Raw genomic sequence first — 13,067 nt, 5'->3', positions numbered from 1 at the left:
GGGCGGCCGGGACGGTCATGACGGATAATCGCCCGCCAGCGCGCCAAACAGGATCACCGCCGCCGTCGAGGCCGCGCCGCCCCGCGCAAGCTGTTCGGCCAGCTCGGCAATGGTGGTGCGGACCAGCCGCTCGTCGGGACGACCGAGGGATTCGGCGAACAGCGCCGGGGTATCCGGCGCGAGGCCGTGCTCGATCAATTTTGCGACAAGCGCCGGAAAGGTGCGCCGGCCCATATAGACCACGGTGGTCGCTTCGGGATCCGCCAGCGCCGCCCAGTTCAAATTCTGCGGCAGCTCGCCGGTGACATCGGCCCCGGTCACGAACTGCACCCGGCGCGAGGTGTGGCGCCGGGTCAGGGGAATGCCGGCTTGCGCGGCGGCGACACAGGCCGAGGTGATTCCGGGAATGATCTCGTAGCCGATGCCGGCTTCGCGCAGCGCCTCCAGTTCCTCCTCGAGCCGGCCAAAGATACCGGCATCGCCCGATTTCAACCGCACCACACGGACGCCGGCCGCGGCGTAGTCGATCAGCAGGCGGTTGACGTGGTGCTGCTTGGTCGAGGGCCGCCCTGCCCGCTTCCCGACCGCGACGAGATTGGCGCCGGGCCGGGCCAGATCGAGGATCGCGCCGGAGGCGAGGTCGTCATAGAGCACGACGTCGGCATCGCGCAGCCGCGCGGCGCCTTTGAGCGTGAGGAGCTCGGGGTCGCCGGGGCCGGCCGAGATGAAAGTGACAAAACCGCTCACCGATCCTCCGCGATCAGGTGGAAGAACGTGCCGGTGGCAAGGCCGCGGCGCGAGCCGGTCTCGGCGATGACCGCGCCTGTTGCATCGTGCACGACCGCCAGCGGCGTATCCGGCTGCGCGATAATCGTCGAATAGTGGAACTCATGACCGCGCAGGCGCGCGCCGACCTGATGGCCCGGCATCGGCGCGGCGAGCGCAGCGAGACGATAGCCCAGATGCATGCGGCGCTTGGCAAAGCTTGTCTCCAGTCCGAGCAGGCCCGTCATCTCATGACGGATGCCGTCGGCGTCGGTCAGAGCGGTTCCCAGCACCATATAGCCTCCGCATTCGCCGTGCACCGGCCGTGTATCAGCGAACGCGCGCAAGCCGCTGCGAAAGCGGGCACTGGCCGCGATCGTGCCGGCATGCAGTTCGGGATAGCCGCCGGGCAGCCAGCAGACATCGGCGCTCGCGTCAGGCGCTTCATCGGCAAGCGGCGAGAATGTCGAGATCTCGGCGCCAGCCGCGCGCCACGCTTCCAGCATGTGCGGATAGATGAAGGAGAACGCGGCATCGCGGGCCAACGCAATGTGCTGCCCGGGCGGCGTCACATTCATGCCGCTTGCCGCCGGCTGGGGCGACCAGCTTGCTGCCGATCGCAGCACCGCATCGAGATCGACATGCTCGGCGACGAACCGCGCGGCTTCGTCGATCAGCTTGCCGATCTCGGCCTGCTCTTCGGCCTGCACCAGGCCGAGATGCCGTTTCGGCAGGCTGATTTCGGCATGGCGCGGCAGCGCGCCGAACACGGCGATGCCGGCGTCGTTCAGCGCACGCCGGACGACATCTTCATGCCGCGGGCTGGCGACGCGATTGAGCACGACGCCGGCAAGGCGCACACCCGCGCGATAGTCACGAAGGCCTGCGGCGATCGCCGCCGCGGTCTGCGCCTGTCGGGAGGGATCGATCACCAGCAGCACCGGCCAGCCCAGCATCTCCGCAATGTCGGCGGTGGCGCCGGTGCCGGAGACGCCGCGCGCGGCGACGCCGTCGAACAGGCCCATCGAGCCCTCCGCGAGCACGACATCGGCATCAGTGCCGCGACCGACGAGATGAGCAATCGTCCCGCGATCCATCGCCCAACTATCGACGTTGACGGAAGCGCGCCCCGTCGCAGCGGCATGGAAGGCGGGATCGATATAATCGGGCCCGCTCTTGAAGCACTGCACGTTCAATCCGCGATTGCGCCAGGCGCGCGCCAGCGCCAGCGTCAGCGTGGTCTTGCCGACGCCGGAGGCCGGCGCGGAGATGACGAGGCCTGCCGGCATCACGATGCCTCCGGAAAGCGCGGATCGGCGCCGACCGGCCGATAGCGGCGGTCGTAGTCGACGGCATAGAGGCGGCTCTCGTCAAAGTCCGCAGCGCCAAGCGTCTTGCCAACCAAAATGAGTGCCGTGCGCTCCATCTCGGTGCCGACGGCGGCATCGAGCGTCGCCAGCGTGGCGCGAACGATGCGCTGGTCCGGCCAGCTCGCGCGCCAGACGATCGCGACGGGGCAATCCGCGCCGTAATGCGGCGTCAGCTCGGCGACGACCTTGTCGAGCAGATGGATCGACAGATGGATCGCGAGCACCGCACCGGTGGCGGCAAACGCTGCGAGCTTTTCGCCCTCAGGCATTGCGCTGGCGCGGCCCGGCGTGCGCGTCAGCACGACTGACTGGGCAAGACCGGGCAGCGTCAGCTCGGTCTCCAGCGCGGCGGCGGCGGCCGAGAAGGACGGCACGCCCGGCGTGACCGTGTAGGGAATACCGAGCGCGCGCAGGCGGCGGAGCTGCTCGCCCATCGCCGACCAGATCGCGAGATCGCCGGAATGCAAGCGGGCAACATCCTTGCCGGCGGCATGCGCGGCGGCGATCTCCGCAATGATCTCGTCGAGCGACAGCGGCGCGGTGTTGACGATGCGCGCGCCGGGCGGGCAATGCGCCAGCACGCCCTCGGGCACCAGCGAGCCCGCATAGAGGCAGACCGGACAGGCCGCGATCAAGTCGCGTCCGCGCAACGTCAGCAAATCCGGAGCGCCCGGCCCGGCACCGATGAAGTGCACCGTCATGCGCCGTCTCCCTCTGCGATCGCGGCGGTCGCGGTGCGATCCCGCGAGACCGCCCGCGTCGCAATCAATCGCGCGCGAGGGCCAGCCGCAACGAGCGCAGCGGCTTCAGCGACCGAGCCCGTGCCGAACTTTTCCGCGACGAGTTTTGACTGCGTCGGCGTATGGATGTTGGCCAACGCTTCAGCCGAGACCGCCTTGATCGGCACACCGCATTCGCGCGCGAGCTGCTTTAGCGCTTCCGCGTCGGCCTTGTCGCTGACAGTCGCGACCGCCGCAAGGCCTTCGAAACCACCGGCAGCCAGCAGCGCCTCGCGCAACGAAGCCAACGTCACATCCTTCTTGAATCCGAGTCCGGCGACTTTCATCGAACCGCACTCCACTGCACCACGGGTCGCGACGCTTCCCAGGACCTGTAGCGGCCGAGCGGGCCGGCATGTGCGATCTCGACCCGCATCAGCTCGCCGCCGTGACGCTGGTGCAGCTCGCCGAGCAGCGCTTCCGTTTCCAGCGTTACCGCATGCGCGACGAGCCGCGCACCCGGCGCAAGCCGCGACCAGATGGCATCGAACATCGCGATATCGAGACCGCCACCGATGAAGACGGCATCCGGCGCTTCCAACGCAGCAAAAGCTTTCGGCGCGCTCCCCGTGATGACGGTGATCCGATGCGCCAATCCGAACGCTGTTGCATTGCTGCGGATATTCGCGGCGCGATCGTCGCGCGCCTCGATGGCGGTCGCCGTCCCGCCGCACAGCGCCCATTCCACTGAGATCGAGCCAGAACCCGCGCCGATATCCCACAGCCGCTCGCCGGGACGCGGCGCCAGCGCCGAGAGCGCCAGCGCGCGCACCGGCCGCTTGGTGATCTGGCCGTCGTGAGCAAAGAGATCGTCTGACAGGCCGGAGCTGCTGGGAATGCCTTGCCCTCCCCTCGCCTCGACCGCTACTGCGACCAGGTTTTCGCCCAGATCGCCCGCAAAGCTGTCGGCACGATGCTCAGCGATGCTTTCGCGCGGCCCGCCGAGCGCGGCGAGAGCCCAGAACGCCGAGGCGCCCCACCCGCGCTCGCTCAGCCATTTGGCGAGATCACCGGCCGCCTTGCCGTCGCGCACGAGGCAAATGATGCGCGCACCGGGCGCCAGATGCGGCACGAGACGCTCGAACGGCGCGGCATGAAGCCCGAGACAGGCGATGGCTTCGAGGCGCCAGCCGAGCCGCGCGGCGGCGAGTGAGAAGGTCGATGGCGCCGAATGCGCGATCCACTCGTTGGCATCGAGCTTCTCGGCAAGACCTGCACCCGCGCCGTGCCAGAACGGATCGCCGGAGGCCAGCACCGCCGTCGGCCGGCCGCGACAGCTCAGCACGATGTCTGCGTCGAACGGCACCGGCCAAGGCCGACCGCGCCTGGTCACTCCCGCGAGCGCGAGATGCCGTTCACCACCGAAGACGGTTTCGGCATCGTCGAGCGCCTTTCGGCTTGCTTCGGACAGCCCGGCAAGGCCATCTTCGCCGATACCGATGATGGTCAGCCAGGGATCAGCCATGACGCGCGCCCTCATTCTGGGCGGAACCGCCGATGCGAGCTTGCTCGCCGCGGAAGTCGCACGCGCGCACATCGACGCCGTGTATTCCTATGGCGGCCGAACCCGCGCGCCCGCCGATCAGCCGCTGCCGACCCGCATCGGCGGCTTCGGCGGCGTGAGCGGGCTCGCCGACTATATTCGCCGTGAGCGCATCACGCATGTGATCGACGCCACGCATCCCTTCGCTGCCGAGATGAGCCGCCACGCGGTCCAGGCGTGCGCGCAAACGGGAACGCCGCTGATCGCGCTCGAACGCGCGCCTTGGACGAAGGCCCCCGGCGACAACTGGATCGAAGTCGCCGACGTCACCGCCGCAGCCGCCGCGTTGCCCGAGTCGCCCGCAAACGTGTTTCTCGCCATCGGCCGCCAGCACATCGCACCGTTCGCGACGAAGCCGCAGCACGTCTACACGCTGCGGTTCGTCGATCCGCCCGAAGCACCGCTGCCCTTCGCTGCGGACGTGATCGTGTCGCGCGGGCCGTTCACGTTCGACGGCGAGCTCGAAATGATGCGCGCGCGCGGCATCGCATGGATCGTCGCCCGCAATTCCGGCGGCGACGGTGCACGTGCCAAGATCGACGCGACCCGCATGCTCGGCCTGCCCGTGATCATGATCGCGCGGCCAAAACTGCCCGAACGGCTGCGGGTTGAGAGCGTGGCAGAGATCATGCAGTGGCTCGGTCATCGCGCCTGCCTCGGGGCATAGACCCAGCGGCCGACGCGACGCGTCTGCGAGTTGCCGACGATCACAAGCGTGCGCATGTCGGCCATCTCGGGCGTCGCTTCGTTCAGCGTGACGGTCTCGATCCTTTCATCAGCGGCGCTGATCGCGCGCGCGAAGATCACGAGGCGCTCGCCGCAGCCGGCGTCCTTCAACACCGCAAGCGCGCGGCCAAAACCCTCCGGCCGGCTCGCAGAACGGGGATTGTACATCGCAATGGCAAAATCGGCTTCCGCGGCCAGCCGCAGGCGCTTCTCGATCACCGCCCGCGGCTTGAGATTGTCGGAGAGATTGATCGCGCAGAAATCATGGCCGAGCGGCGCACCAGCGCGCGCGGCTGCCGCCAGCATCGCTGTGATGCCGGGCAAAACGCGAATGGGAAGCTCGCGCAACTGCGGCGCCTGTTCGAGCGCCTCGAACACGGCCGACGCCATCGCGAAGACGCCGGGATCGCCGGAGGAGACGACGACGACCTGCCCGCCTTCGGCCGCAAGCCGCAGGGCCTCACCCGCGCGCTGCAGCTCTTCGCGATTGTCGGAGGGGTGCAAGGTGAGCCCTGCCCGCGGCGGCACGCGCGCAACATAAGGCGCATAGCCCAGAATGTCGGTGGCGGCGACAAGGGCGGCGGAGACCTCGGGCGTCACCAGCGCATCGCTGCCCGGCCCGAGGCCCGCGATGGTCAGCCTGCCCGTCATTCGGCGGCGTCCAGATGCCGGCCCTTGCCGTGCACGAGCACGATCGCGAAGTAAGGACACTCAGCGGCATCGATGTCGGCGAGCCGCACCACGCGCTCGCCCGGCATGGTGCCGCGCTCGACCAGCCAGGCATCGTCCAGCCGGCCGGCGGACGCCAGCGCGCGACGCACCTTTGAAAGATTGCGGCCGGTCTTCATGATGACCAGCGCATCGGAATCGCGCATGCGCCGTTCGAGCTCGTCTTCCGCGAGCGTGCCCATCAGCACCGTCGTCACGTCGTCACCAAGCGCGATCGGCCGGCCGACGCCGTTCCAGCAGCCGACCATGCCGGGAATGCCCGCGATCACCTCGATCTCGACACGGCCTTGCAGGCGCGTGTGCAGATGCATGAAGGAGCCGTAAAAGTAAGGATCGCCCTCGCAGAGCACGACGACGTCCACCGCACGCGAAAGCCGCGCCAGCCGTTCCGCCCATTCGTCGTAGAAGCCGGCGAGCAGCTGCACATATTCCGGGCTATCGAAGGCGAGCTCCGTCGTAACAGGATATTCCATTGCGTACTCGGTAACGTCGGAGGCCAACATGCCTTCGACGATCCGCCGCGCCTGGCCGGGCCGGCCCTTCTTGCGAAAATAGGCGACATGCTTCGCACCGCGCACCGTCCGGTCGGCGCGCACGCTCATCATATCAGGATCACCTGGGCCGAGACCGCAGCAGATGATGCGTCCCATGGCTATTCGCTCCGGCTCGCCAGTGCATTCACGGCGGCGACCGTGATCGCGGAGCCGCCGAGGCGGCCCTCGACTGTCAGCGCCGGCACCGGCGGATCGGCCATCAACGCAGCCTTGGATTCGGCCGCGCCGACGAAGCCGACCGGGCAGCCGATGATCGCTGCGGGCCGCGGGCAGCCCGGGTCCTCGAGCATGTTGAGGAGATGAAACAGCGCGGTCGGCGCGTTGCCGATCGCAACGATTGCGCCGTCGAGATGCGGTCGCCACAACTCCAGCGCCGCTGCGGACCGCGTATTGCGCATGGACTGCGCGAGCGCGGGAACGGCCTCGTCGCCGAGCGTGCAGATCACGGCGTTGGCCGCCGGCAGTCTCGCGCGCGTAATTCCTTCCGAGACCATGCGCGCGTCGCACAGGATCGGCGCGCCTCTCTGCAAGGCTGCGCGCGCAGCAGTCGCCATGCCTGATGTGAAGCGGATATGCGCCTCGAGGCCCACCATGCCGGCGGCGTGGATCATCCGCACCACCACCTGCTCCTCGTCCGGCGTAAAGCGGGCAAGATCGGCCTCTGCCCGGATGGTCGCGAAGGATTGCCGGTAGATCGCCGCGCCGTCGGTCTCGTAGGTGTGCGGCATCAGTGGCCTCCGACCAGGATGGAGGGATCACTGACGATGTCGGCACCGTTGAGGCCGCGTAAAACCGGCTCATCGCGGGTCGAGCCGTCGCGGACGAGATCGAATCCGGCGCTGGTCGCAACCAGCGTCACCGCGGACGCGCCGGAACGCGCGCAGCCCTTGGCGCAGCCGGAGACGTGAAGGCGCGTATCGAGGGCAATACGCGGCGCAAGGGCGGAAGCGAGTGCGCGGGTATCGGCATGCGCCTCGCGGCAACGCGGCGCGCCGCTACAAGCAATCACGCGCAACGCCGGATCGTAAGGCTCGGTGATGAGGCCTGCCCCGCTCGGCATCTCGCGCTTGCCCTCGCTCAGCACCATCCGCCATGGCGTCATGCGCAGCGCATGTCCGCAGCCGGAAAATTGATGGAGCGTCGTGTGCAGCATCTGCCCGAACGCGACGCCGACCAGGGCGCCATGCGGATAATGCCCGGGTCGTGACGCGGCCATGACCGGAGCAGGCTCGGTTTCGCCGCTCAACGACTGAGGCAATTCCGCGCTGGCCGCGATATGGGCTGCCATGCGCCCTCGCCCGCCCTTCGCACCGCCGGACGAGATGAACCAGTTCGCGAGCGCGAGCGCCGTGCTCACGGCCTCACCGCGTGCGACCGAGCGGCCGAGCCTTGCGCCATCGGCCCGCACCACGAGCCGGCCGTCGCGATCGCGTTCGATGCGCACGTCGGCGGAATCGCCGGCGAGTACGCGCGACTTTCCATCATCGATGGCGAAGCCGAACTTTGTGGGAAGATCGAGCGCGCTGTCGGCGAGCGCTTCCTCAAGCTCCGCGGCGAGCGCCTGTGTCTCATCACCGCTGTTCCAGAACGGCGTCACCAAAATGTTGCGTCGGGCTTCGATGTCGGAATCGGGGTCGAGCAGCCGCAGCAACGCGAGTCCATCGAGCAGCCGGCGATGGCCCTGCTCGCTGACGCCCCTGATCTGGAGGTTGGCCCGGCTCGTCACATCGATGAGGCCGTTGCCGTAGCGTTCGGCGAGCTCGGCAAGGCCGGCGACTTGCGCGGCTTCAAGCCTTCCGCCGAACGGGCGCACGCGAACCACGAGCCCATCGCCCGATTGCATCGGGCGCAACGCGCCGGGACACCAGCCCTTGATCGCGGCCGCACTCATGAAGCCTCCTTCAGCGCAGCCGCGATCGAATTGCGGCGCGTTCGCCAGAGCGAGGCTTCGTGCAGGCGTGTGAAGCAGGTCTCCATCGCGGCGAGCGCCGCCGGATTCTCGCGGGCCATGAAGCTGCGGACATCGGCGTCGCCGAGCGTCGCATCGTAGTAGAGATCGAACAGATGCGGCGGTACGGCGCCGGCCAGATGCGCGAAGGCGGCCATGTGCTCCAGCGTCGCGGTAATCTCGGCGGCGCCGCGAAAACCATGCCGCATCATGCCGGCGATCCAGGCCGGATTGGCCGCGCGTGCGCGAACGACACGGGAGATTTCCTCGGTCAGCGTCCGCGCGTGCGGCTGCTCGGGCCGCGTCGTATCGAGGTGATAGAGCGATGGTCCTGCCGCACCGAGATGCGCTGCGGCCGCCGCGATGCCTGCTTCATGCGCGGCGTAATCCGCGGCGAGCAGAAGATCGGTCTCCGGCAAGTCCTGGACGTGCACGAAAGCATCGGCGGCTGCGAGCCGCGTCTCGATGCCGGCACGATCCGGCTGCATCGCACCGTCCGCCGAGAACGCCCAGGACGATGCCGAAAGCCAGGCTTCGCCGGCGGCATCACGCGTCTCGGCCGTGAAGGCATCGGGGATCGCGGACAGGCCGACGCCATATTGTCCGGGACGCGGCGCGAACACGCGCGAGGCGCGGTGGCGATAGGGATTCTCGTCGCCCTCATCCTCGCGCGACGCGAGCGTCTCGGCGGCGGCCTCGAACAATTGCGCAAGGCCGGAGAAGACATCGCGGAACAGGCCCGACACGCGGAGCGTGACGTCGATACGGGGGCGCCCGAGCTCGGCCGGCGCGATGATGTCGTAGCCGGTGACGCGGCCGGAGGCGTGATCCCAGCGCGGCGCAAGGCCGGCGAGATGCAGCGCCATAGCGAACTCCTCGCCGGCGGTCCGCATCGTCGCCGAGCCCCAGAGATCGACCACGAGGCCTTTCGGCCAGTCGCCGTGATCCTGCAAATGGCGACGCAGCAGCTCTTCCGCGAGCCTGATGCCTTGCGCATGCGCCGACGGCGTCGGCACCGCTCGCGGATCGACGGCAAAGAGATTGCGCCCCGTGGGCAGAACGTCCTGGCGTCCGCGATACGGCGAGCCCGACGGCCCCGGCGCAACGCGCTGCCCCGCGAGGGCGGAACGCAACGCATCGCGCTCCGCGTCGGCGCAAGTGCCGCGGCCGAACACGTGCAACCCGTCGCCGAACTGGCTCTCCTTGAGATCGCAGACGAAGCGATCGATCCGCGGGATCGCTTCCGCCGGTGCAGCCGATGCATCGAGACCGAGATCGTCCTCGAGGCCCGCCGCACTCGCTTCGTCGCGAATCGCGGCGATCAGACGCTGACGTCTGGCGGGGTCGAGGCCATCGGCGGTCGAATATTCGTCCAGCAGACGTTCGAGCCGGCGCAGGCCGTCCGGCACCGCGGATTGTTCCAGCGGCGGCGGCAGATGGCCGATGGTGACGGCACCCAAGCGCCGCTTGGCCTGCGCGGCCTCGCCGGGATCGTTGACGATGAAGGGATAGATGACCGGCAGATCGCCGATCAGGGCTTCCGGCCAGCAATGTGAGGACAGCGCCACGGATTTTCCGGGCAGCCATTCCAGCGTGCCATGGGCGCCCATGTGCACAACGGCATCGATGGCCTGCCCGCGGAGCCAGAGATAGAACGCGACATAGGCAAGGCGCGGTGTGCGGGCAAGATCGTGATAGTCGGCATCGCGCGTGGTCGCATCGCCGCGCTCGGGCTGAACCGCGATGATCGATCGGCCACTTGCGACGGCTGCGAATTGAAATGCACCGTCGCGACAGCTCGGGTCATCCTCCGGCGCGCCCCAGGCCTGCGCGAGATCATCCTGCAAGGCTTGCGGCAGGCGCGAGAGCGCCGCGCGGTAGTCGGCGACGCTCCAGGTCAGTTGCTGCTTCAGCAACGTTTCGCCAAGTGCGGAGACCGGCACAACATCGAAGCCGGCCTCTGTCAGGTCAGACAGCAATGCCTCCACCGACGCCAGCACATCGAGCCCGACGGCATGCGCGATCTGATGCGGACGGCCCGGGTAGTTCGAGAGCACGAGCGCCACCCGCTTCTCGGCGGCTGGCGTCGCCGCGAGGCGCCGCCAGGCCGCAACGCGCGCGGCGACGGCCTTGACGCGCTCCTCGTCGGGCCGGTGCGCCAGATGCGAAAATTGCAGATCGGGATCACGCTCCGCGGCCGATTTGAAGCTCACCACGCCCGCGAACAGGCGGCCGTCGACCTCCGGCAGCACCACATGCATCGCGAGATCGCCGGGCGACAGGCCGCGCAGCGACTCCGCCCAGTCCTCGCGCCGTGCCGATGAGAGCGCGACCTGGAAGACGGGACACGATGCAGCATCAAACGGTGTCGTGCCGTCGTCGCCCATCGCCGAGAAAGCCGTCGCGTTGACGATCGCGGCCGGAGGATTCGTCGCGAAATACGTCCGCAGCCAATCCGCAACGCCCGGAGCCTTCAGCGAGGTGACGAACACGCCGTACGCGTCAAAGCCGCGCTCGCGCAGCGCCGCGATCAGGGCGTCGACCGGCCCGGTATCCGCGGCGGTGAGATAGGAACGATAGAAGGTCACGAGCGCGAGCGGCTTTCCCTCGCCTGCCATCGGCGCAGCAATGACGCCACGCGCGGGATCGTAAAAGCCCATCTCAGGCAGGTTCATCTCGCCGACGACCGGGCCTGCGTAAAGGCCCGAGGCCAGCGCGAGCTGCGCGATCGCGGCCTGGGCTGCAACAGGACCGCCGGTGTCACAGAGCACCTTGAGCCGGCGCAGCGTCGAAACCGGCAGGGTCGAGTAGGCATCGAGCCGCGTGTCGTCGCGGCCGTCGGCCGGCAGCACGGCCAGCACGATATTGAGGTCCTTCGCCAGCTGCTGCAGGGCCGCGAGCCCGTACGGCCAATAGGATTCACCGCCGATCAGGCGCACCAGGATGCCGCGCGCCTGCGACAGCGTGCGCTCGATATAGGTGTCGACCGACAACGGATGCCGCAGCTCCGCGAGATTGGCGAGCCGCAGCGACGGCAGGCTGTTACGGCCGCGCCGCCAGCCGGCCGCGAACGCGGCAAGGTCGGAATCCGAGTACGAGAGCACCACGAGATCGGCCGGGTCCTGGCCGATGTCCCTTGGCGTCGCGGTCTCCTCGAGACCGCGGCTCTCGCGGAAGACGACGTGCATCAGATACCAGATCCTGAAAGCCCAAGTCCGACCTTGATCGCGGCCTCGTCGATATCGCCGTGCTCGCCGATCACGACAAGCTTCGACTGCCTGAGAGCTCCGCCCCAGGGCTTGTCGAACTGGTGGCGCACGCGCTCGCCGACCGCTTGCAGCAACAGGCGCATCGGCTTGCCCGCGACCGCGATATAGCCCTTGACGCGCAGCACGTTCTGCTCGCGCGAAAGACGCTGCACCGACGCGACCAGTGCGTCGATGTCGCTGATTTCAGGAAGATCGATCACGACGGAGGCGAAATCGTCGTGCTCGTGATCCTCCTCGCCGTCGTGATGCGAGGGGCGCGCGGCGAGATCGTTCTCTGCGGCGGCGCCGAGCCCGAGGATCACGCGCGCATCGATCGCGCCATCGGTGACGGATAGCATCGGCACGCGGCGCGGCATCTCCGCGGTGATGGCGGCCTTCGCGGCTTCGATCCCTGCAGCGCCCGCAAGATCGGCCTTGGTCAGCAGCACGATGTCGGCGCAGGCGATCTGGTCCTCGAACACTTCCGACAGCGGCGTCTCGTGATCGAGATTTCCATCCGCCGCGCGCTGCGCTTCCACCGCAGCCGGGTCCGGCGCAAAACGGCCGGCGGCGACAGCCTCGGCATCGGCCAGTGCAATCACGCCGTCGACCGTGATCCGCGAGCGGATCTCCGGCCAGTCGAACGCCTTCAGCAGCGGCTTCGGCAGCGCCAGGCCCGAGGTCTCGATCAGGATGTGATCGGGCCGCACCGGCCGCGCCAGCAGCTTTTCCATGGTTGGAATGAAATCGTCCGCAACGGTGCAGCAGATGCAGCCATTGGCGAGCTCGACGATGTTCTCCTCGGGGCAGTTCGCGTCGGCGCAGGATTTCAGGATCTCGCCGTCGACACCCTCGCTGCCGAACTCGTTGACGAGCACGGCGAGCTTCTTGCCGCCAGGGTTTGCGAGCAGATGCTGGATCAGCGTGGTCTTGCCGGAGCCAAGAAAACCCGTGACCACCGTCACAGGAACTTTTGCGAGCGAGTTCATTCGGCGGCCTCCGGCAACACGGCAATGGGGGGAATGCGGGCAAGCGATTGCTTGCGGAAGATTTCGGGACGGCTGCGCCAGGGCACGAGGCCGTCGGGCGCGGCGGCATAGGCCGCAGCACCCGCGACCACGTCGCTCGCATGGGCCTCTGACAGACGACCATAGACATAGGACCAGCGGCCGGGCGCGCTGAGCGCAACCGAGCAACCCTGGCTGCATGCCGACAGGCATTCAACGGGAACCACATTGACGCCCTCGGGCACGCCGGCGTCGAGGATCGCACCATGCAGGCGCTTGCCGGGCGTCGTCTCACCCTCGTCGAGCGTCTGGCCGGCACGGCAGGTAATACAGACGTGAAGTGTGACGGTCATCGCCTCTTCCAGGATAAACAGCGGGAGGCGAAGAGGCACACGGAC

13 protein-coding genes are annotated in these 13,067 nt (G+C 68.3%); 1 reads left to right on the top strand and 12 read right to left on the bottom strand.

Annotated elements, in window-relative coordinates:
* Positions 1-15 precede the first annotated feature (15 nt).
* The 5 genes from cobA to cbiT are packed head-to-tail and all read right to left on the bottom strand — an operon-like array spanning position 16 to position 4,379.
* Entirely contained in the window at positions 16-747 is a 732-nt protein-coding gene (gene cobA, locus HAP41_RS19425; protein WP_028148459.1) for a uroporphyrinogen-III C-methyltransferase, read from the bottom strand.
* Positions 744-2,054, bottom strand: coding sequence for a cobyrinic acid a,c-diamide synthase CobB (locus tag HAP41_RS19420; protein ID WP_166097874.1), 1,311 nt, complete (start codon positions 2,052-2,054; stop codon positions 744-746). The genes cobA and HAP41_RS19420 overlap by 4 nt, the downstream gene beginning before the upstream one ends.
* A complete protein-coding gene (gene cobM / locus HAP41_RS19415; protein ID WP_166097878.1) occupies positions 2,054-2,836 on the bottom strand; it encodes a precorrin-4 C(11)-methyltransferase in 783 nt (260 codons plus the stop codon). The genes HAP41_RS19420 and cobM overlap by 1 nt, the downstream gene beginning before the upstream one ends.
* A complete protein-coding gene (locus HAP41_RS19410) occupies positions 2,833-3,201 on the bottom strand; it encodes a cobalamin biosynthesis protein (RefSeq protein WP_166097885.1) in 369 nt (122 codons plus the stop codon). Before HAP41_RS19410 ends, cobM begins: the two co-directional genes overlap by 4 nt.
* Positions 3,198-4,379: a precorrin-6Y C5,15-methyltransferase (decarboxylating) subunit CbiT gene (gene cbiT / locus HAP41_RS19405; protein WP_166097888.1), complete on the bottom strand. Its 1,182-nt coding sequence runs from the start codon at positions 4,377-4,379 to the stop codon at positions 3,198-3,200. Before cbiT ends, HAP41_RS19410 begins: the two co-directional genes overlap by 4 nt.
* Here cbiT and HAP41_RS19400 point away from each other — a divergent pair.
* Complete coding sequence (locus tag HAP41_RS19400) at positions 4,378-5,124, top strand: cobalt-precorrin-6A reductase (protein ID WP_166097895.1); 747 nt, start codon at positions 4,378-4,380, stop codon at positions 5,122-5,124. The genes cbiT and HAP41_RS19400 overlap by 2 nt on opposite strands.
* Here the strand turns inward: HAP41_RS19400 and cobJ are convergent.
* Genes cobJ through HAP41_RS19365 form a run of 7 tightly spaced genes read right to left on the bottom strand, consistent with a single transcriptional unit; the run spans position 5,100 to position 13,022 of the window.
* Entirely contained in the window at positions 5,100-5,834 is a 735-nt protein-coding gene (gene cobJ, locus HAP41_RS19395) for a precorrin-3B C(17)-methyltransferase (protein ID WP_166097899.1), read from the bottom strand. The two genes, HAP41_RS19400 and cobJ, sit on opposite strands and share 25 nt — an antisense overlap.
* Entirely contained in the window at positions 5,831-6,562 is a 732-nt protein-coding gene (locus tag HAP41_RS19390) for a precorrin-2 C(20)-methyltransferase (RefSeq protein ID WP_166097903.1), read from the bottom strand. The genes cobJ and HAP41_RS19390 overlap by 4 nt, the downstream gene beginning before the upstream one ends.
* 2 nt (positions 6,563-6,564) lie before the next feature.
* Entirely contained in the window at positions 6,565-7,194 is a 630-nt protein-coding gene (locus tag HAP41_RS19385; protein ID WP_028148467.1) for a precorrin-8X methylmutase, read from the bottom strand.
* A complete protein-coding gene (cobG, locus tag HAP41_RS19380; RefSeq protein ID WP_166097912.1) occupies positions 7,194-8,357 on the bottom strand; it encodes a precorrin-3B synthase in 1,164 nt (387 codons plus the stop codon). Before cobG ends, HAP41_RS19385 begins: the two co-directional genes overlap by 1 nt.
* Positions 8,354-11,602: a cobaltochelatase subunit CobN gene (cobN, locus tag HAP41_RS19375; RefSeq protein WP_166097917.1), complete on the bottom strand. Its 3,249-nt coding sequence runs from the start codon at positions 11,600-11,602 to the stop codon at positions 8,354-8,356. The genes cobG and cobN overlap by 4 nt, the downstream gene beginning before the upstream one ends.
* A complete protein-coding gene (gene cobW / locus HAP41_RS19370) occupies positions 11,602-12,651 on the bottom strand; it encodes a cobalamin biosynthesis protein CobW (protein WP_166097921.1) in 1,050 nt (349 codons plus the stop codon). Before cobW ends, cobN begins: the two co-directional genes overlap by 1 nt.
* The gene (locus HAP41_RS19365; protein WP_028148471.1) at positions 12,648-13,022 is read right to left on the bottom strand and encodes a DUF1636 family protein; all 375 of its coding nucleotides are present in this window, start codon (positions 13,020-13,022) and stop codon (positions 12,648-12,650) included. The genes cobW and HAP41_RS19365 overlap by 4 nt, the downstream gene beginning before the upstream one ends.
* Between the last annotated feature and the right edge of the window lie 45 nt (positions 13,023-13,067).

This window comes from Bradyrhizobium barranii subsp. apii, assembly GCF_011516635.5.
Classification (GTDB): domain Bacteria; phylum Pseudomonadota; class Alphaproteobacteria; order Rhizobiales; family Xanthobacteraceae; genus Bradyrhizobium; species Bradyrhizobium barranii.
This window is presented reverse-complemented; position numbering and strand designations above follow the sequence as displayed.